Raw genomic sequence first — 18,969 nt, forward strand, 5'->3', positions numbered from 1 at the left:
AGATTCGGGGACTCCCCGACGACGGGTTCAGGCTGCGCGAAGCGTATGCAGGTCGCAAACTGCCCTGCAGGGGCGGGCTCGCCCGGGCCACCCCAGCTTCCGCAGACCGTCCTCGAGCTGCGCTGCCGTGCGGCACGCCTGCTTCGTGGACGAGTTCCAGCCATAGTGAAGCGTGTCTTCGTCGTTGTGGATCTTGTGGGCGTTGTCCCGGTACCAGTCTCTGCTTGCGTCTGTATGGTCGCGGCGACCATCCAGTTCGAACCGAAGCCTGAACTCTGGCCAATGACCATCTGAGCGTCCGTGGTCGCTCTTCGGCTGGAGTATCGGTTCCGGCAGCCCATGCGCCGCGATCACGGAGCGACTGAAGTGCCATTCGAGGGCCGATTCGATGCCTCGGGCGGCGTGGTGGCAAAGATCGTGCAGGTGCCGACGGTGCGCGTTGCGACCCCGAGCCTCCAGGGCTTCGAGAAGACGGCTGGCCGTGGTTCTCCCATTGGTGAAACTCCGTACGACGGCGTCAGTCAGGTCATCCTGGGCAGCGTGGTCCGCCATATCCAGCAGGCTTTCCTCCACGCGCGTCCGGGGGACCGTCCCGATCGGGGTGCGCTCTCCGCGCCTGAGAAGAATCGACCACTCACCCACGGCGAGATTGGCCCGGCTTTCGGCGCTCCACACGGTAACCAGTTCTGGGGGATCACGGAGGATCTCGTCCAGGTAGAGCGCCGCCGCGCCGCCCACGGAGGCGGAGGCCCCACCAGCCAGGAGGCCGGCCCAGACGGCCGACTTCCAGGTGGGTCGCTCCGTGCAGTACAAGCCGTACATGAGACGGGTCCATGCTCCGGTCAAGCGACGAACGACAGTACGGCTGAGACCACCGTCGAGCATTTGCCTCGTGGTGATCATGCCGGCCTGTTGCCTGGCGAGGGAGACCAGGTTGATGGGCAGAGACTGACGCGGGTACATGTGCCGACGCTCGCATGCAGGGTGACTCTTTGTCTGTGCCTGTGCTGCAACGGACAACACCAGGAGGTGGAGGGACAACACCTGGCGCCCGTTGGACAACACCGTGGCCCACTCGGACAACACTGCAGCACACCGCCGCGCACCTCCGTGGCGCCCGTCGTCGGCTCCCCGGGGGCGATGGCGCAACCATCGCGAGCGACCGGCGGGTGGTCCCGGAGGACCTCGATCTGGATCTGGGGTGCTGGACGACCCCGAATCTGGATTTGGGGTGTGCGGCGTCGCTCCCTGGCCGAAGAAGCAACTGCATCTGGATCTGGGGTGCTGGACGACCCCGAATCTAGATTTGGCGGCACCGACGCCGACCCCAGACGGAGAACGGCGCCGCCAGAGGCGACGCCGTCAGGTGATTGCCAGGCTCAGCCGAAGCGGCCGGTGATGTAGTCCTCCGTAGCCTTCTGCTCCGGGTTGTGGAAGATCTTCTCCGTCGGACCCATCTCGATGAGTTCGCCCGGCTGGCCGTGGGCCTTCAGGTTGAAGAAGGCCGTCCGGTCGGACACGCGTGCAGCCTGCTGCATGTTGTGCGTGACGATGACGACGGTGTAGTCCTCCTTGAGGTCCTTGATCAGGTCCTCGATGGCCAGGGTCGAGATGGGGTCAAGCGCGGAGCAGGGCTCGTCCATCAGCAGCACGTCGGGCTCGACGGCGATGGCGCGGGCGATGCACAGACGCTGCTGCTGGCCGCCTGAGAGGCTGGAACCGGGACGCTCCAGGCGGTCCTTGACCTCGTTCCACAGGTTGGCACCGCGCAGCGACTTCTCGACGAGTTCGTCGGCGTCCTTGCGGGAGATGCGCGCGTTGTTCAGGCGGACACCGGCCAGGATGTTCTCCTTGATCGACATCGTGGGGAACGGGTTGGGGCGCTGGAACACCATGCCCACCTGGCGACGCACGCGCACCGGGTCCACATTGGCGGCGTAGAGGTCCACGCCGTCAAGCAGTACCTGGCCGTCGACGTAGGCGCCGGGGATCACCTCGTGCATGCGGTTCAGCGAGCGCAGCACGGTGGACTTGCCGCAGCCGGACGACCCGATGAACGCAGTGACCGCACGGGGCTCGATGGTCATGCTGACCGACTTCACGGCATGGAACTTGCCGTAATAGATGTCAAGGTCTTTGATCTCAATACGCTTGGACATTTCCAGGTTCCTTAAATCAGCGTCCGGCCTTGGGGGCGAACTTCCAGGCGATGAATCGCCCGATGGCGTTCAGTCCCATAACGATCAGAATGAGGGTGAGCGCGCCGGCCCATGCACGTGCATGGTACGCCGCCGTATCAATGCCGGGCGCGTACATGTACTGGTTGTACACGAACACCGGCAGGGTGGCCATGGGGTTGTCGAAGGGGTCGAGGTTCATCGACGACGTGATGGAGGCCGTGACCAGCAGCGGCGCGGTCTCGCCGATGACGCGGGCGATGGCCAGCACGACACCGGTGACGATGCCCGCGATCGAGGTGGGCAGGACCACCTTCAGGATGGTGCGCCACTTCGGCACACCCAAGGCGTAGGAGGCTTCGCGCAGCTCATTGGGCACGATCCGCAGCATCTCCTCGGTGGAACGAACCACCGTCGGGATCATGAGGACCGACAATGCGACGGCACCCGACATGCCGGACTTATGGCCGGCGCCGAAGACCATGGAGAACAACGTGTAGGCGAACAGGCCCGCGACGATGGAAGGAATGCCCGTCATCACGTCGACGAAGAATCGGATCGCCGCTCCGAGCTTGCCGTTGCCGGCATATTCGACGAGGAAGATCGCCGTCATCAGGCCCACGGGCACCGAGATCAGCGTGGCGATGCCGGTGACGATCAGCGTTCCCCAGATGGCGTGGACGGCGCCGCCGCCCTCACCGAGGACGTTGCGCATCGACCAGGAGAAGAAGACGCCGTCGAAACGGGCCAGACCGTTGGCCACCGTGCCCCAGACCAGGGAGACGAGGGGGGTCAGCGCGATCAGGAAGAACCCCGTGACGACGTACTTCGCGAGGCGGTCCTTCGCACGGCGGCCGCCCTCGACGGCGCTGGAGAGGATGAACATCGCCAGGAGGAACAGCACGGCGGCCGCCGCGACGACGCTGGCGATGTTGGCCGACTTCAGGAGCGCCAACAGGCCTGCCGCGACGGCCACGGAGACCACGAAGGCCGCGACGCCCGTGTACGGCGGGAGGTTGCCGTGCGTCAGGGTGGTGGGTTTCGGGGTCACGTTCGTCTTCGGGGACGGTGCGGTCTGTGTCGTGCTCATCAGTTGGCTCCCGAGAAGTCCTTGCGGCGGTTGATGATCCACCGCGCGGTCATGTTGACGATCAGCGTGATGATGAACAGCACCAGGCCGGTTGCGATGAGCTCGTTGCGGCCGACGTCATGTGCCTCGGGGAAGGACTGCGCGATATTGGCCGCGATGGTGTTGGGATTCTGGCTGGTGAGGAGCTTGAAGCTGATGATGCCCGAGCCGGACAGCACCATGGCCACGGCCATCGTCTCGCCGAGGGCACGGCCCAGGCCGAGCATGCAAGCCGACACGATGCCCGGCAAGCCGAACGGGATCACGGCCTGCCTGATCATCTCCCAGCGGGTGGCGCCGAGCGCCAGCGAAGCCTCCTCATGGAGCTTCGGTGTCTGCAGGAACACCTCACGGGAGATGGCGGTGATGATCGGCAGGATCATGACGGCCAGCACGACGGAGGCGGTGAAGATCGTGCGGCCGGTGCCGGACACCTGGCCGCTGAACAGCGGGATCCATCCGGCGTTCTCGTTGAGCCAGAGGAACAGCGGCCGCATGGCCGGTGCCAGCACCGCGATGCCCCACAGGCCGAAGACGACGGACGGCACGGCGGCCAGCAGGTCGATGATGTAACCGAACGACGAGGCCACCCGCTTGGGGGCGTAGTGCGTGAGGAACAGCGCGATGCCGACGGCGACAGGGACGGCCATCACCATGGCCAGCAGGGCCGACCACATCGTGCCGAAGGCGTAGGGGGCGACGTAGGACCAGAAGCTCTGACCGCGCCCGAACTGGAACGTCTCAGGGTCCGCCAGGAGTGCCGGCAGCGCCAGGCCCACGAGGAAGGCGGCCACGGCGGCCAGGATGACGAGGATCAGGACGCCCGACCCGGTGGACAGACCCCGGAAGAAGGAGTCGCCGAAACGCTTCTTGCTGCGGGTGAGCGAATGGGACTCGGACTCGGGTCCGGTGTCTGTCTGCGGGGCTTCGGGGGCTTCCGTTGCCGACATGGGCGCTCCTGAATCGAAACGAGAGTAGCGGTTTGCAGATTACACGCCCCTGATCGTGCAAAGTCGCGTCACCCGTTTCGGGCGACGCGACTTTGCATCGATCAGAGGCTGATGATCACTGGATGGAGTCGATCGCGGCGGTGACCTGCTCGGACAGCGCGGCGGAGAGCGGCGCGGAACCGGCGCGCTCGGCGGTGGCCGACTGGCCCTCTTCCGAAGCGATGTAGGTCGCGTAGGCCTTCACCAGTTCGGCCTTGGCGTCGTCCTGGTAGTCCTGGCAGGCGATCAGGTACGACACGAGCACGATCGGGTAGCCCTCGGCCTCGCGGTCGACCTTGATGGCCATGTCGTTCTCGGCGCGGCCATCTTCCACCGGCGAGTTCTCGACGATGGCGGCGGCGGCCTCAGTGGTGGGGCCGTGGAACGAGCCTTCCTTGCCGAGCTTGGCGGTGGAGAAGTCACCGGCCTGCGAGGCATCGACGTAGCCGATGGTGCCGACACCGCCGGAGACGGCGGAGACAACGCCCTGGGTCTGAGCGGCGGCCTCGCCGCCCTCGTACGGCCAGTCACCGGACTTCTCGGCGTCCCACACGCTGGGAGCAGCGGCGGCGAGGTAGTCGGTGAAGTTCTCGGTGGTGCCCGAGGTGTCGGAGCGGTGCACGGCCGTGATGTCGAGGTCGGGGAGTTCGACGCCCTCGTTCAGAGCGGCGATCTTCTCGTCGTTCCACTTGGTGATGTCGCCCTTGAAGATGGCGGCCAGCGTGTCGGCGTCCAGGTTCAGGTCCGTGACACCCTCGACGTTGAAGACAACGGCGATGGGGGAGATGTAGACGGGCAGGTTGATCGGCTTGTCAACGCACTGCGAGAAGGTGTTCTCGTCGATCTCTTCCTGCTTGAAGGCCCGGTCGGAGCCGGCGAAGTCCGCGCCGCCGCCGATGAAGGCCTCGCGCCCTGCGCCGGAGCCCTCGGGGGAGTAGTTGATGGTGACGCCTTCGTTAGCGGTCTGGAAGCCGGCGATCCAGGTCTGCTGGGCGACTTCCTGCGCCGAGGCGCCGATGCCCGAGAGGGTGCCCTCGAGGTTCGAGGCGGGGGCGGCTTCTGCGGTGCTGGCGGCGGGGGTGTTCTCCGCGGGAGCGTTGGTGGTGCCCTCGTTGGCGGCGCAGGCCGACAGGAGGAGGGCGGCCGAGAGGCCGGCAGCGGCGGTCAGGCGGATCTTCATTTCGGGATACCTTCCGAGACGGGAATGGGCCGCGAGTTGGCCCTGGAACTGAACGAACTGTGTGTTCCTGCATGTGAACGTAGGACGACCAGGTAACCGAATGGTCCGGGTTTGGTTAACAGATGATGAACGGGGGGCGAGTTCTGGCCCCGCCCGGGGGTTTCTCGGGTATTTGTGACGTGATCGTTACCCCCTGGGGACGCCCAGAGCCGAGATCCGGATCAGGCCGTCGGCTTGTGCACCTCGACGGCGACGAGGTCGCCGTCGTCGTCCCGATGCACGACGACGACTTCGCCCACCACCATGGGTTTGGCCTTGATCCCCAGGCCCTCGAACATCGCCGGCAGCACGGGGCGGTGCCCACAGAGCGCGGTGGGGGCCGTGGTGCGCTTGAACAGGCGGGCCACGAAGCGGCGGACCTCCCGCGGATGCACCGTGCCCTCCTCTTCGGTGAGCACGTCCTCCGTGACGATCTCCAGCCCGCGCTGTTCCGCGTAGGGGCGCAACGTCTCCACGCACCTGGTCGAGGAGGAACTCACCAGGTGCTCGACGCCGTAGGCGCCGAACAACTGGGCCAGTTCCCGGGCCTGGCGCCGGCCGCGCCCCGTGAGGCGACGCTCCTGGTCCGGCCCGCTCCAGTCCTTGCGGAGCATGGCCTTGCCGTGGCGCACGAGCAGCAGGGGGGTGGTGCGCGGCTTCAGCAGTGCCGTCGACAGCAGGCGCCGCTCGTCGGCGTAGGTGAGGGTCCTCATGGCCCGGTCGATCCGGGCCCAGCGGATCTTGTCGACCTCGCGGTTGGGCTCGAAGGGATGCTCCGCCAACACCTCGGCGCGCCAGTACTGGACGGCCTTGAGCCCCTTGGAGAGCTTGTACTCGATGGGGGGCAGCCGTAGCCCCAACCGGACGGCGACCCCGGCCTCTTCGAACACCTCGCGCACCGCGGTCTGGGGTGCAAGTTCGTCGACGGTGCCCTTGCCCTTCGGCAGTGACCAGTCGTCGTAGGCCGGGCGGTGGATCATCAGCACCTCGACGTCGTCTCCGGTGCCCCGCAGCACGACGGCCCCCGCCGCGCGGATGGCGACGCGGCGGCTCATCGGGTCGAGCGCCGGGCCGCGGTCTGCTGGATGAGCCATTCCTGGATGTCTCTCAACGGGGAGCCGTCCGGACCGGTGGTGTGCACCGTCCACGTCGAATCGTTGAGTTCCCAGTGCACGGTGCCGGGGTCGAACGCCATCGCGAAGAGTTCGTCGATGTGGCGCAGATGCGCCGGGTTGCTGAGCCCGACGATGGCCTCCACACGGCGGTCCAGGTTGCGGTGCATGAGGTCTGCCGAGCCGATGCCCACGATGGGCTGGCCGCCCCCCACGAACGAATAGATGCGGGAGTGCTCGAGGAACCTGCCCAGGATGGACCGGACCCTGATGTTCTCGCTCAGACCGGGGACTCCCGGCCTGATGGTGCAGATCCCGCGCACCCACATGTCCACCGGCACGCCCGCCTGCGACGCGCGGTAGAGGCCGTCGATGATGGCCTCGTCGACGATGGAGTTGACTTTGATCTTGATACCCGACGGTAGGCCGCGTCGCTGATTGGCGATCTCGCCGTCGATGTAGTCCAGCAGCCCGCGCCGGATACCGTCCGGGGCCACCAGCAGGCGGCGGTAGTGCGTCTCCTGCGTCATGCCCGAGAGGTGGTTGAAGAGCCGCGCCAGGTCGTCGGTGATGATGGGGTGCGCCGTCAGCAGGCCCATGTCCTCATAGAGGCGGGCGGTCTTCGGGTTGTAGTTGCCGGTGCCGATGTGGGCGTAGCGGCGCAGGCCGTCTGCCTCTTCCCGCACCACCAGCGACAGCTTGCAGTGGGTCTTCAGCCCGAGCATGCCGTAGACCACATGGACACCGGCCTTCTCCAGCTTCCGCGCCCAGCCGATGTTGTTCTGTTCGTCGAAGCGGGCCTTGATCTCGACGATGGCCAGGACCTGCTTGCCCATCTCGGCCGCCTCGATGAGGGCGTCGACGATGGGGGAGTCGCCGGAGGTGCGGTACAGCGTCTGCTTGATGGCGAGCACCGCGGGATCAGCCGCCGCCTGCTCGATGAAGCGCTGCACGGAGGTGGCGAACGAGTCGTACGGATGCTGTACCAGCACGTCGCGCAGCTTCAGTGCCTTGAACATGTCCGCGGGGCTGGCGCTCTCCACCTCCGCCAGGTCCGGGTGCGTGATCGGCAGGAAGTTGGGGTACTTGAGGTCTTCCCGGTTGGAGTCGTCCAGCGAGAAAAGGCCCGTGAGGTCCAGCGGCGCCTGCAGCCGGTAGACCTCGTTGGCGTTGATGTCGAGCTCGCTGATGAGCATGTCGAGCATCTTCTCGTCGATGTCGTCCTCGACCTCGAGGCGGACCGGGGGGCGACCGACCTTGCGTCGCAGCAGTTCCTTCTCCAGCGCGAACAGGAGGTTCTCGGCGTCGTCCTCCTCCACCTCGATGTCCTCGTTCCGGGTGACGCGGAAGGTGGTGTGGGAGAGCACCTGCATGCCGCTGAACAGCTGCCCCAGGTGCCGGGAGATGATCTCCTCCAGCGGCAGGTAGCGGCCCTCCGCGAGTCGGACGAAGCGCGAGAGCACCGGCGGCACCTTCACGCGGGCGAACTGCCTCGTTCCGGTGACGGGGTTGCGCAGCAGCACCGCCAGGTTCAGCGAGAGGCCGGAGATGTAGGGGAAGGGGTGCGAGGGGTCCACCGCGAGGGGGGTGAGCACGGGGAAGATCCGCTCGGCGAACAGCGCCCGCATCGAGTCCTTCTCGTTGGCCGTGAGTTCCTCCCACTTGAGGATTTCAACGCCCTCGGCGCGCAGCGCGGGGCGGACATCCTTCTGGAACACCAACGACTGCTCGTTCACCAGGCGGCCCACCTTGGCGAGCAGTTCGGCATGCAGTTCGCCGGGCATCTTGCCCAGCACGGTGGGGACGGCCACGCCGGCCGCGATGCGGCGCTTGAGGCCCGCGACGCGGACCATGAAGAACTCGTCCAGGTTCGACGAGAAGATCGCCAGGAACTTGGCACGCTCGATCAGCGGAACCCGGAGCGAGTCCTTGGCCTGGTCGAGGACGCGGTCGTTGAAGGCCAGCCAGCTCAGTTCACGATCGAGGTAGCGGTCTGCCGGCAACCGTGCATTGTCCGCGGCGTCGATGACTGGATCGCTCATGCAGGGGTCCTCTCGGCGTGGAAGCTCGTGTCGGTCTGGACGATCTCGAAGCCCGCCTTGCGGTACATGGCCACCACGCGCTCCTGGTTGCCCTCGACATAGAGCTGGATGCGGTCGTCGCCCTGCCGCGCGAGGTGCTGGAGACCGGCCTCCAGCAGGACGCGACCCAGGCCCCTGCCCTCGTGCTCGGGTGCCACGGCCATCACATAGACCTCCCCGAGGCCGCCGCCGTGCCGCTTGGTCCAGTGGAAGCCGACCACGTCGCCGTCCTGACGGGCGACGAACAGGCCCCGGGGATCGAACCACGGCTGGCGGGTGAGGTCGTCGAACTCCGCGACGGTGAGCCGGCCCTGCTCGGGATGGTGCGCGAAGGCTGCGGCGTTGACCGCGACCACCTGTTCCCGGTCTGCGGGGGTGAAGGTGTCGAGGGTGTAGCCGTCGGGCAGGGGCCCGGTGATCGGCTGCGAGTAGTCGGCGCGGGATTCCATGCGGAGCAGGGAACGGACCGCCCGCATGCCGACGCGGGAGGCGAGTTCGGGGGCGCCGGGCAGCGTCCCGAAGGCCCAGGCCGACGACTCGGGGTGGGCCCGCAGCGCCTCCGTCAGGAGCTCGGTGCCGATGCCCTCACGACGGTGGTCCGGATGGACGCCCACGAGTAGCGTGCCGTCGCGCTCATCGCAGACGACGAAGCCGTACGGGTCCTTCCGCTTGCCCATGAAGAAGAAGTCGGCCTCGCGCACGCCGTCGATGCCCAGCGAGCCCGACTCGTTGACCGGGGAGATACCGTCATGCTCGGTGATCGCGTCGACGAGGCCACGCAGGGCGTCGCGCATCGTCGGTGTCAGCGTCGTCAAGCTAACCAGCACGGTGAGCCTCCCTCGCACTGGCGAAGCGGTAACCAACGTTGCGCACAGTGCCGATGTAGTAGTCGAATTGGCCGAGCTTAGCCCGAAGCCGGCGCACGTGGACATCCACGGTGCGGGTGCCACCGTAGTAGTCGTACCCCCATACCTGGCTGACCAGGGTCTCCCTCGACAGCACGCGGCCGGGGTGCTGCATCAGGTAGCGCAGCAGTTCGAACTCCGTGTAGGTGAGGTCGAGCGGTGCCCCGTCGAGCGTGGCGGTGTACGCGGCCCCATCCACGCGGATGGGCCCGGCCACCAGCAGATCGGGGTCCGCGCTGGAGCGGGTGAGCACCCGGATGCGCGCGTCGATCTCGGCCGGCTCGCTGCCCGCGGCCACGAAGTCGTTGAAGCCCCAGTCCGGCGACAGCACGGCAAGCCCGGACAGCGCCACGATCAGCAGCACCGGGGCGTTGCCGCCGCGCGACAGTGCCTGGCAGGTGGAGCGGGCCCCCGCGAGGTCGACGGTGCCGTCCACCACGACGACATCAGCGCCCTCCGCGTCGATCAACGCCTGGGCGGCCGACGTTACGGTGGTGATCTGGTGGCTCAGCAGTGCCAGTTCCGGAGGCGTTTCCTTGGAGGAGACGAACACGATGTTGCTCATGGCTGCCCTCCTTCCGCGCTCCGCGGGACGACCTCATCCTAGTGGTACGTCGCCCCCCGCGATACGCACGTTCCGGGGCGGCCTGAGCTCCACCGCTACCATGTTCCCCATGACGCAGGACCTTCCGGACGATCTGTTCCGGCAAGGGGCCGAAGAAGGGCCCGAGGAGGCGCGCGGGGAACCGGAGCGGTCCCATGCGCCCGAGCGGTCGTCGGTCAAGACGGTGCCGCTGGGGCAGGACGGGATTTCGCTGCGCATGCTGGCCGGCATCCTGGTGCTCGCAGTGCTGCTGGCCTTCGCCGTCGGGCGACTGTTCTTCTTCCGCGGCAACCAGGATCCGGTGGTGACCGTGAGTCCTGCGCCGCTGCCCACCGCGACGGCCTCCGCCCCACCCAGCACCGCGGGGGTGCCGTATTCGGACGCCGTGGTGGTCGCCAACGTGTTGGCGGCCGAGGGGCAGTGCCTGGAGGGCGGCACGCGGGACACGCCTGCGATGCTGATCGACGACGACTCGGGCACCCTGTGGCGCTGCCACGGCGAGGGGGTGGGGGAGCAGGTGACGTTCACGTTCAGCGGGCGCCGGCCCCTCGTCGGCGTGCGCGTGGTCAACGGCAACACCGCCTGGTCCGACCGGTACCTGACGGAGCGGCGCATCCTCAGCATCAGGTGGGAGTTCGACGACGGGTCCTTCTTCGTGCAGGGCCTGGCGGCGAACAACCGCAACCCGCAGGAGGTGCGCTTCCCGCCGCTGGCCGCCACGGGCGTGACCATGACGGTGCTGGACGCCACGGCTCCCGGAGACGGCGAGGCCAACGCCGACGCCGTGTCGCTCAGCTCGGTGGAGTTCCTCACCCCGGCCTGAACCGGCTCACTCCCAGTTCTTCGTGTCCATCGTGATGGTCACGGGGCCGTCGTTGACGGAGCTGACGAGCATGTGGGCGCCGAAGCGGCCCCGCGCCACCGTCGCGCCCAGCGACTCCAACTGCCGGCAGAGCTCCTCGACGAGCGGCTCGCTCACGCCACCGCCTGCCGCGCGGCTCCAGGACGGCCGGCGCCCCTTTCGCGTCGAGGCGTAGAGGGTGAACTGGCTGACGACCAGCAGGGGTGCGTCGATGTCGCTGGCCGACTGTTCGTCGGCGAGGATCCGCAGCGACCAGATCTTGCGGGCAAGCGCCTCCGCGTCGTCGGAGGTGTCGTCGTGGCCGACGCCAGTCAGGACGAGCAGACCGGGGCGCTCGAGCGCGCCGACCAACTCGCCGTCGACCTTCACAGAGGCCTCGAGCACCCTGGTCACCACAACACGCATGGTGCCCATTGTGGCTGCTTCGTATACTGGCCCGCATGTCGACCGAACCGCAGATGAATATTGACATCGAGGTCCCTGAGGGGCTCAATCCCGCACTGACGGCGCTGGGCTGGATGGTCGGTCGCTGGGAAGGCACCGGCCACGGCACAGACCATGAGGGCAACGGCTTCCAGTTCGAACAGCGCATGGAGTTCCAGCACAACGGGGACGACTACCTCTACTACATCTCACAGACCTTCCTGCTCGACGCAGACCCCGCCGAGCAGCAGGAGGCCGTGGAGGGTATCGGGCGGGCCTCCAAGGTGCTCGGCATGGAGACCGGGTTCTGGCGCCCGAAGCCCGACGCCTCCGTCGAGGTGGAACTGGCCAACTCCGAGGGTTGGACCGAGATCCTGATCGGCAAGATCCAGGTGACCCGCATCGACATGACCACAGACGCGGTGGTGCGCGGCGAGTCCGCCGCCGTCGAGCACATGTCCGGGCAGCGGCTGTACGGCAAGGTTGAGGGCGACCTCATGTACGCGCTCGACCGCTCCACCACCGCCCACGACCTGCGCCCGCACATGTGGGCCCGCCTGAAGAGGGTCTGATGGCCGCCGTCGCCATGGAGGAGGGCCTCGACGCGGGGCTTATCTGGCACTTCGGGAACCCCGTCGCCGAGGCCCGCTCGCTCGCCTCGGGCGAGGGTGTCGTGGATCTGCGCAACCGCGAGATCGTCGAGATTTCCGGCGCGGACCGCCTCACCTGGCTGCATTCGATCACCACGCAACACCTGTCCGGCCTGGAGGCGGGGCAGTCCACGACGGCGCTGATCCTGTCACCCACGGGGCACATCGAGCACGTGCTCCACGGCACCGACGACGGCACCAGCTTCCTCGCCTGGACCGAACCGGGCAGGGCTGAGGCGCTGGTGAAGTTCCTCGACTCCATGCGGTTCGTGATGCGCGTGGACGTCACCCTACGGACCGACCTGCGCCTCGCGTGGGTCGGGCACAAGGTGCCCCTGGATCCCCAGTGGCGCGTCCGCGACTCCGATGTCGGAGGGCTGGACGTCTTCGTTCCGGTGGACGCCGAGCTGGAGCCCGCCGTAGGCACCTGGGCGTTCGACGCCCTGCGCGTGGCCGCCGGTGTACCGCGCTTCTTCGTCGACACGGACCACAAGACCATCCCGAACGAGATCGGCCTGGTCGGCACGCACCTCAACAAGGGCTGTTACCGCGGGCAGGAGACGGTCGCCCGCGTGCACACGCTGGGCCGGCCGCCCCGTCGGCTGGTGCAGCTGCACCTGGACGGTTCCCTGTCGCAGCTGCCGGAACAGGGCTCCCCTGTTGAATACGGCGGCCGCACCGTCGGCTTCGTGGGCTCGTCGGCCCGCCACCACGAACTGGGCCCCATCGCCCTTGCGCTGGTGAAGCGCAACGTGCCTGTCGACGCGGAACTGCTGGCCGACGGAATCGCCGCGGCCCAGGAGGTGCTGGTGGACCCGGAGGTCGGCCTGCACATCCGGCCCGTGCTCGGCTGACGCCGCCAACGACACACCCCACGCTCAGCATCAGCCGAGCGTGGGGGTGTCGCGAACAGGTCAGTTCAGCGCGGCGAGCGCGGCCTGGTAATCCGGCTCTTGGCCGATCTCCGGCACCTGCTCGGTGTAGACGACCTTGCCGTTCTCGTCGATCACGATGACGGAGCGCGAGAGGAGGCCCTTGAGCGCGCCGGTCTCCAGCGTGACGCCGTAGTTCTCGCCGAAGTCGGTGCGGAAATCGGAGGCGACCACGACGTTGTCGATGCCCTCAGACTCGCAGAACCGGGCGTGCGCGAACGGTAGGTCGCGCGAGACGTTCAGGACGGTGGCGCCCTCGAGGCCGGCGGCGCTCTCGTTGAAGGTGCGAAGCGAGGTGGCGCACACTCCGGTGTCGAGCGACGGGAAGATGCTGATGAGCAGCTTCCTGCCGGCGAAGTCGGACAGCCGGACCTCGGCGAGGTCGGTGCCGGTGACCACGAAATCCGGGGCGGTGGAGCCGACTGCGGGCAGTTCGCCTACGGTACGGACGGGGTTTCCTTTGTGGGTGATATCAGCCATGCCCCGATCCTTGCCCATGGAACCAAACGGCGACGGGTGCGTCTCGTCGCCTGTCGGCGAACAGGGGGTGGTCGCGCGTGTGTTCGCCCTCGGTTCACCCGGAAGTGGTTGGATCCTGATATGAGTCAATCGAGCCTGCGCGAATACATCGACCAACTGCTCGCGGAGGGCTTCGCCGTCACTGATGTGCACGGCGAGGACCCGTATCTCGTCGACCCGCTCGGACAGGCTGTGGAGACCTGGCGCGACCGCTACCCGTATGACGTCCTCATGGGGCGCAACGAGTACGAGATCGAGAAGCGGCAGCTGCAGATCGAACTCTTGAAGTTCCAGTATTCGGCGCAGGACCGCGGCACCAAGCACGTCATCCTGTTCGAAGGCCGCGACGCGGCGGGCAAGGGTGGCGCCATCAAGCGCTTCACCGAGCACCTCAATCCCCGCTACGCCCGCACCGTGGCATTGGGCGTGCCCACGGAACGGGAGAGGGGCCAGTGGTACTTCCAGCGCTACATCCAGCATCTGCCGACGGCGGGCGAGATCGTGATGTTCGACCGCTCCTGGTACAACAGGGCGGGCGTGGAGCGTGTGATGGGGTTCTGCTCGGACCACGAGTACGACACCTTCGTGCGGCAGGCGCCCCTGTTCGAGCAGATGCTCATCGAGGCGGGCACCACGGTGACGAAGCTGTGGTTCTCCGTCACACAACGCGAGCAACGCACCCGGTTCGCCATCCGGCAGATCGACCCCGTGCGGCAGTGGAAGCTGTCCCCGATGGACCTGGAGTCGCTGGGGCGGTGGGACGATTACACGGCGGCGAAGAACGCGATGCTCAAGCACACCGACACGGAGATCGCCCCGTGGTACCGCATCAAGTCCAACGACAAGAAGCGCGCCCGGCTCAACGCCATGCGCCTGTTTCTCGGCCTGCACGACTACGACGGCAAGGACCCCTCGGTCATCAAACCGGTCGACCCGCTGATCGTGACCATGGGCCGCAAGAACCGGATGGCCGAGGACCCAGAGGAGCACGAGGACTGAGCCCCGGGCTAGCCGCCCGTGACCGCCCGGATGGCGTCGGCGAGCGGCCGGAGGTCATTGTTGATCACCCGCTGGGAGTTGGCGGACTCGGAGATGGCCTCCCGCTCCGCGATCTCGGCGTTGCTCAGCCCGTCGAGCAGGCCCAGCAGGGACCCGACGGTGGTCCCACGGAGCCGGGCGAGGTGCGCGTCGATGAGCCCCACCGTGGAGTGCAGTAGCGACGGTTGGACGCCCACGATGGCCGTCCGGGTGCCCCGGTAGCCGGCGTCAGAGGCCTGTGCGCGCACGGCGTCGACCGCCTCCCTGGCGCGCCACCAGGCGGTGCCGTCCTGGATGCCCCGCTCCTCGTCGATCACCTTCACCTCGCCCACGCCGATGCCCACGCGCAGGTCCACTTCCGGCGCCAGGGTCAGGCGCAGGATATAGGCCGCACGCAGCGCCTCCTCCACCGAGGCGTAGATGCCCTGGAGTTCGTCGCCGACGGTGAACCGCAGGGCGTCCAGCGGCGGCACCCGCCGGTTGGTGTCGTCGACGGCGGACAGCAGGGCGCGGTGGCGTTGCGCGCGGGACTCGCCGCGGGAACCGACGACATCGAAGAGGACCGCGACGACGTTAGACCAATCCTTCATTCGAGACATATGAAGATACTAGCTTAAGATCTGCCGGGTGAAGGTCTCTTCGAGCCGCCCGCGCACCTGCCCGCCTCCCGCCCCTGTTGTCGGTGTCGCCGTGTAGCGTCTGAGGCGTGCTGGAGCTGCTGACGAAAGGTGCCGTCCTGATGGCGGGCGGAGCGTTCGCGCTGCTCGGCAACGGCGTGATCCGGTGGCTGCTGCGCCGCATCGATCAGGTCGCCGTCCAAGCGGAGGACGATCTGCAACAAACCCGGAGGAATCTGGGCCTGGTCGCGGCCCAGCAGGAACTGCCCGGCGGGCGGTGGGTGGGCATCCTTGAGCGCATCGCCATCTACTGCTGCCTCGTGGCGGGGTTCCCGGAGGGAATCGCCATCGTGCTCGCCGTCAAGGGGCTCGGGCGTTACGCCGACCTGAAGACCACGTCGGCGTCCGGCGCCTCCCGCAAAGGCGAGTTGTTCATCATCGGCACCTTCGCCAGCGTGCTGTGGGCCGCATTGTGGGCGGGCATCGCCTACGGGGTGGTGCGCCTGTGGTGACGGACCCGCTCCCGGAGGAGGTGGCGGCGGAGCTGCTGGCCCGTTGGCGCGAACCCCACCGTCGCTACCACGGCGTCTCGCACCTGACCGACGGGCTGGAGGCCCTCGACCTTCTGGGTGCCGGTGACCTCGAGCGCCTGGCCTACTGGTGCCACGACGCGGTGCACACCAACACCTCTCCGCAGGATGAACTGGCCTCGGCGGAGCAGGCCCGCGCTCTCCTCGCGCCGCACCTGACTCCCACGGAGGTGGACGAGGTGTGCCGGCTGGTGTTGATCACGATCTCGCACGCGCCTGCGGACGACGACCAGCGTGCCGCGCGCGTCGCGGATGCAGATCTGCACGGTCTGGGGCTCACCTGGGAACGGTACCTGGCCAACGTGCAGGCGATCAGGGCGGAGCTCCCAGGGCTGACCCCGGAGGAGTGGCGGGCCCGCCGTCGGGCGTTCGCTGAGCGCATGCTGGCACGGCCCCGCATCTTCGCCACAGCGCTCGGGCGGGAGCGGTGGGAGCGCTCGGCGCGGGCCAACCTCGAGCGCGAATTGGCCGAAGGATCCTTGTAATGACCCTCCCGCCGTCGTACCGTAGACGTACACGGTTTTCCACCGTCGGCGGAGTGTTTGCCTAGCGGCAACGTGGCCGCAACATGGACGCCGGGCGTGCAGATCCCCCCAAGGCACGCCCGGCGTTCTACATGCCCGGCTAGTTCTTCTTCTGGCGGTTGCGCTCCCGCTGACGCTCATTGCCGTTGAGGACCACCTTGCGGATGCGCACGACGGCCGGGGTGACCTCGAGGCACTCGTCGGCCGCGCAGAACTCCAGCTGCTGTTCCATCGACATCTGCCTGGCCGGGATCAGCCGCTCAAGCTCGTCACCGGTGGAAGAGCGCACGTTGGTCAGCTTCTTCTCCTTGGTGGGGTTGACGTCCATGTCTTCGGGACGCGGGTTCTCGCCCACGATCATGCCCTCGTAGACCTCGGCGCCGGGGGAGACGAACAGCGTGCCGCGCTCCTGCAGGTTGAAGAGCGCGTACGACGTGACCGAGCCGGTGCGGTCCGCAACCAGCGAGCCGGTGGGACGGGTGCGGAAGTCGCCGGCCCAGGGCTCGTAGCCCTCCGCGACATGGTTCATGATGCCCGTGCCGCGTGTCTCTGTGAGGAACTCGGTACGGAAGCCGATCAGGCCGCGTGCCGGGACGATGAACTCGAGGCGGACCCAGCCGGTGCCGTGGTTGACCAGTTGTTCCATGCGGCCGCGGCGCAGCCCCATGAGCTGGGACACGGTGCCGACGAACTCTTCGGGGATGTCGACTGTGAGGCGTTCGATCGGCTCGTGGACCTTGCCGTTGATGACCTGGGTGACCACCTGGGGCTTGCCGACGGTGAGCTCGAAGTTCTCGCGGCGCATCATCTCGACGAGGATGGCCAGCTGCAGTTCACCTCGGCCCTGGACCTCCCAGGTGTCGGGCCGCTCGGTGGGCGAGACGCGGATGGAGACGTTGCCGATGAGTTCCTGGTCCAGGCGGGCCTTGAGGAGCCGGGCCGTCAGGTTCTTGCCGGACTTGCCGGCCAGCGGCGACGTGTTGATGCCGATGGTCATGGAGATCGACGGTTGGTCCACCGCGATGAGCGGCAGCGGCTTGGGGTTCTCCGGATCCGAGAGGGTCTCGCCGATCATGATGTCCGGGATGCCGGCGATGGCAACGATGTCGCCCGGGCCCGCGCTCTCCGCGGGGACGCGGTCGAGGGCCTCGGTGCGCAACAGTTCGGTGAGCTTGACGTTCTGGATGGTGCCATCGGTCTTGCACCAGGCCACCTGCTGGCCGCGCTTCAGTTCACCGGCGACGACCCGCAGCAGCGCGAGGCGACCCAGGTACGGAGAGGCGTCGAGATTGGTGACGTGCGCCTGCAGCGTGGCGCCCTCTTCGTATTCGGGGGCGGGGATGGTGTCGAACAGGGTGTCGAACAGCGGTTCCAGGTTGGGGCTGTCGGGCATGGTGCCGTCCGCCGGCTGGGTCGTCGACGCGCGGCCCGCCTTGGCGGAGGCGAAGACGATGGGGAAGTCGAGGCCATCGGCCGCGTCGTCGTCGAGCAAGTCGATGAAGAGGTCGTAGGTCTCCTCGACGACCGCGGAGATGCGGGCGTCCGCGCGGTCGACCTTGTTGACCACCACGATGATCGGGAGCTTCTTCGCGAGGGCCTTGCGCAGGACGAAGCGGGTCTGGGGGAGCGGTCCCTCAGAGGCATCCACCAGGAGGATCACACCGTCGACCATCTCGAGGCCGCGCTCGACCTCACCGCCGAAGTCGGCGTGGCCGGGCGTGTCGATGATATTGATGATGGTGTCTTCGCCGTTGGGACGGCGGTGGTGCACGGCGGTGTTCTTCGCGAGGATGGTGATGCCCTTCTCGCGTTCGAGGTCCATCGAGTCCATCACCCGGTTGTTGACGTCCGAGCCTTCCCGGAAAGCACCCGACTGCCACAGCATGGCATCGACGAGGGTGGTCTTTCCGTGGTCGACGTGGGCGATGATCGCCACGTTACGCAGATCGGAACGTTGGGGCATGGGGGTCTCCCAGAGATAGAAGGCGGAGGGCCGCGGGAAAGTGTACGGCCCGCAAGCGGCCACGGAGAAAAAGGCCCACACTGGTGGCATGCCGCGACGCTTCGACTTTCAGGTTACCTTCGACTGCGCTGACCCCCTGGCGCTCGGCCAATTCTGGTGCGAGGTGCTGGGCTACGTTCGTGAGGCGCCGCCAGAATTCGACACCTGGGAGGAGCAACTCGTCGCCTGGGGTGTGCCCAGGGATCAGTGGAACTCGATCAACGCGATCATCGATCCCGACGGTGTGCGCCCGCGGGTCTTCTTCCAGCGGGTGCCGGAGGGCAAGGTGGTCAAGAACCGGCTCCATCTCGACGTTCGGGCGGCGCCCGGGCAGGTGGGGGCCGACCGGATGGACGTGCTCGAAGCGGAATGCGGGCGGCTCGTCGGCCTCGGCGCCAAGCGGGTGCGGCGCGAGGAGCCGGCGCCCGACAACGGCGACGCGGGCTGGATCGTGATGCAGGACCCCGAGGGCAACGAGTTCTGCCTCGACTGACGCACCTGACGTGTCCGCCCGCATACGCGACGGAGCTCCATGTGTCGCCGGTCGGTGGGGAGCAGGCTGGAGGTACCAGTGAGGTGCATGAGCAACGCTGAGC

The 18,969-nt window shown here is 67.5% G+C and carries 20 protein-coding genes; 7 read left to right on the forward strand and 13 right to left on the reverse strand.

The annotated features are described in order from the left end of the window. Positions 1-27 precede the first annotated feature (27 nt). The 9 genes from H5393_RS01515 to H5393_RS01555 all read right to left on the reverse strand — a co-directional run bounded on the left by H5393_RS01515 (position 28) and on the right by H5393_RS01555 (position 10,177). Positions 28-822, reverse strand: coding sequence for a nucleotidyl transferase AbiEii/AbiGii toxin family protein (locus tag H5393_RS01515; protein WP_182765244.1), 795 nt, complete (start codon positions 820-822; stop codon positions 28-30). 557 nt (positions 823-1,379) lie between these two features. After that, positions 1,380-2,159, reverse strand: coding sequence for a phosphate ABC transporter ATP-binding protein PstB (gene pstB, locus H5393_RS01520; protein WP_182765245.1), 780 nt, complete (start codon positions 2,157-2,159; stop codon positions 1,380-1,382). 16 nt (positions 2,160-2,175) lie between these two features. Beyond that, positions 2,176-3,267: a phosphate ABC transporter permease PstA gene (gene pstA, locus H5393_RS01525; RefSeq protein ID WP_182765246.1), complete on the reverse strand. Its 1,092-nt coding sequence runs from the start codon at positions 3,265-3,267 to the stop codon at positions 2,176-2,178. Further along, positions 3,267-4,256: a phosphate ABC transporter permease subunit PstC gene (gene pstC, locus H5393_RS01530; RefSeq protein ID WP_182765247.1), complete on the reverse strand. Its 990-nt coding sequence runs from the start codon at positions 4,254-4,256 to the stop codon at positions 3,267-3,269. Before pstC ends, pstA begins: the two co-directional genes overlap by 1 nt. A 115-nt stretch (positions 4,257-4,371) precedes the next feature. After that, the gene (gene pstS, locus H5393_RS01535) at positions 4,372-5,475 is read right to left on the reverse strand and encodes a phosphate ABC transporter substrate-binding protein PstS (RefSeq protein ID WP_182765248.1); all 1,104 of its coding nucleotides are present in this window, start codon (positions 5,473-5,475) and stop codon (positions 4,372-4,374) included. A gap of 221 nt (positions 5,476-5,696) precedes the next feature. Continuing rightward, positions 5,697-6,608: an NUDIX hydrolase gene (locus tag H5393_RS01540; RefSeq protein WP_182765249.1), complete on the reverse strand. Its 912-nt coding sequence runs from the start codon at positions 6,606-6,608 to the stop codon at positions 5,697-5,699. Further along, entirely contained in the window at positions 6,566-8,668 is a 2,103-nt protein-coding gene (locus tag H5393_RS01545; protein WP_182765250.1) for an RNA degradosome polyphosphate kinase, read from the reverse strand. Before H5393_RS01545 ends, H5393_RS01540 begins: the two co-directional genes overlap by 43 nt. Next, on the reverse strand, positions 8,665-9,534 hold the full coding sequence (mshD, locus tag H5393_RS01550) for a mycothiol synthase (protein ID WP_182765251.1): 870 nt from the start codon (positions 9,532-9,534) through the stop codon (positions 8,665-8,667). The genes H5393_RS01545 and mshD overlap by 4 nt, the downstream gene beginning before the upstream one ends. Beyond that, positions 9,524-10,177 carry a response regulator transcription factor gene (locus H5393_RS01555; protein WP_076061934.1) on the reverse strand — a complete coding sequence of 218 codons (654 nt, stop codon included), beginning with the start codon at positions 10,175-10,177 and terminating at the stop codon, positions 9,524-9,526. Before H5393_RS01555 ends, mshD begins: the two co-directional genes overlap by 11 nt. Positions 10,178-10,286: 109 nt before the next feature. Between H5393_RS01555 and H5393_RS01560 the strand changes: the two genes are divergently transcribed. Beyond that, on the forward strand, positions 10,287-11,039 hold the full coding sequence (locus H5393_RS01560; protein ID WP_182765252.1) for a hypothetical protein: 753 nt from the start codon (positions 10,287-10,289) through the stop codon (positions 11,037-11,039). A gap of 6 nt (positions 11,040-11,045) precedes the next feature. Here the strand turns inward: H5393_RS01560 and dtd are convergent, their stop codons facing one another. Next, complete coding sequence (gene dtd, locus H5393_RS01565) at positions 11,046-11,483, reverse strand: D-aminoacyl-tRNA deacylase (protein ID WP_182765253.1); 438 nt, start codon at positions 11,481-11,483, stop codon at positions 11,046-11,048. 35 nt (positions 11,484-11,518) lie between these two features. Between dtd and H5393_RS01570 the strand changes: the two genes are divergently transcribed. Together H5393_RS01570 and H5393_RS01575 are read left to right on the forward strand one after the other, a co-directional pair. Continuing rightward, positions 11,519-12,073, forward strand: a complete 555-nt coding sequence (locus tag H5393_RS01570) for an FABP family protein (protein ID WP_255436240.1) — start codon at positions 11,519-11,521, stop codon at positions 12,071-12,073. Then, the gene (locus H5393_RS01575) at positions 12,070-13,005 is read left to right on the forward strand and encodes a folate-binding protein YgfZ (protein ID WP_182765753.1); all 936 of its coding nucleotides are present in this window, start codon (positions 12,070-12,072) and stop codon (positions 13,003-13,005) included. Before H5393_RS01570 ends, H5393_RS01575 begins: the two co-directional genes overlap by 4 nt. Before the next feature lie 60 nt (positions 13,006-13,065). Here H5393_RS01575 and tpx read toward each other — a convergent pair whose 3' ends face one another. Beyond that, positions 13,066-13,563 carry a thiol peroxidase gene (tpx, locus tag H5393_RS01580; protein ID WP_182765254.1) on the reverse strand — a complete coding sequence of 166 codons (498 nt, stop codon included), beginning with the start codon at positions 13,561-13,563 and terminating at the stop codon, positions 13,066-13,068. Between the two features lie 120 nt (positions 13,564-13,683). Here tpx and ppk2 point away from each other — a divergent pair, with 120 nt between their 5' ends. Continuing rightward, a complete protein-coding gene (gene ppk2 / locus H5393_RS01585; RefSeq protein WP_182765255.1) occupies positions 13,684-14,601 on the forward strand; it encodes a polyphosphate kinase 2 in 918 nt (305 codons plus the stop codon). 8 nt (positions 14,602-14,609) lie between these two features. Here the strand turns inward: ppk2 and H5393_RS01590 are convergent, their stop codons facing one another. Beyond that, complete coding sequence (locus H5393_RS01590; RefSeq protein ID WP_182765256.1) at positions 14,610-15,230, reverse strand: SatD family protein; 621 nt, start codon at positions 15,228-15,230, stop codon at positions 14,610-14,612. Between the two features lie 116 nt (positions 15,231-15,346). On the opposite strand from H5393_RS01590, the gene H5393_RS01595 reads away from it, so the two are divergent. Then, on the forward strand, positions 15,347-15,769 hold the full coding sequence (locus H5393_RS01595; RefSeq protein WP_220488140.1) for a hypothetical protein: 423 nt from the start codon (positions 15,347-15,349) through the stop codon (positions 15,767-15,769). Further along, the gene (locus tag H5393_RS01600) at positions 15,766-16,332 is read left to right on the forward strand and encodes a metal-dependent phosphohydrolase (protein ID WP_182765257.1); all 567 of its coding nucleotides are present in this window, start codon (positions 15,766-15,768) and stop codon (positions 16,330-16,332) included. Before H5393_RS01595 ends, H5393_RS01600 begins: the two co-directional genes overlap by 4 nt. Positions 16,333-16,471: 139 nt before the next feature. Here the strand turns inward: H5393_RS01600 and typA are convergent, their stop codons facing one another. Continuing rightward, positions 16,472-18,334 (reverse strand): translational GTPase TypA, encoded by a 1,863-nt coding sequence (gene typA / locus H5393_RS01605; protein ID WP_182765258.1) that lies wholly within the window; start codon positions 18,332-18,334, stop codon positions 16,472-16,474. An 88-nt stretch (positions 18,335-18,422) separates the two neighbouring features. On the opposite strand from typA, the gene H5393_RS01610 reads away from it, so the two are divergent. Continuing rightward, the gene (locus tag H5393_RS01610) at positions 18,423-18,866 is read left to right on the forward strand and encodes a VOC family protein (protein WP_182765259.1); all 444 of its coding nucleotides are present in this window, start codon (positions 18,423-18,425) and stop codon (positions 18,864-18,866) included. The last annotated feature ends 103 nt before the right edge of the window (positions 18,867-18,969 follow it).

The sequence above is a fragment of the Tessaracoccus sp. MC1756 genome, from assembly GCF_014164735.1.
Classification (GTDB): Bacteria; Actinomycetota; Actinomycetes; order Propionibacteriales; family Propionibacteriaceae; genus Arachnia.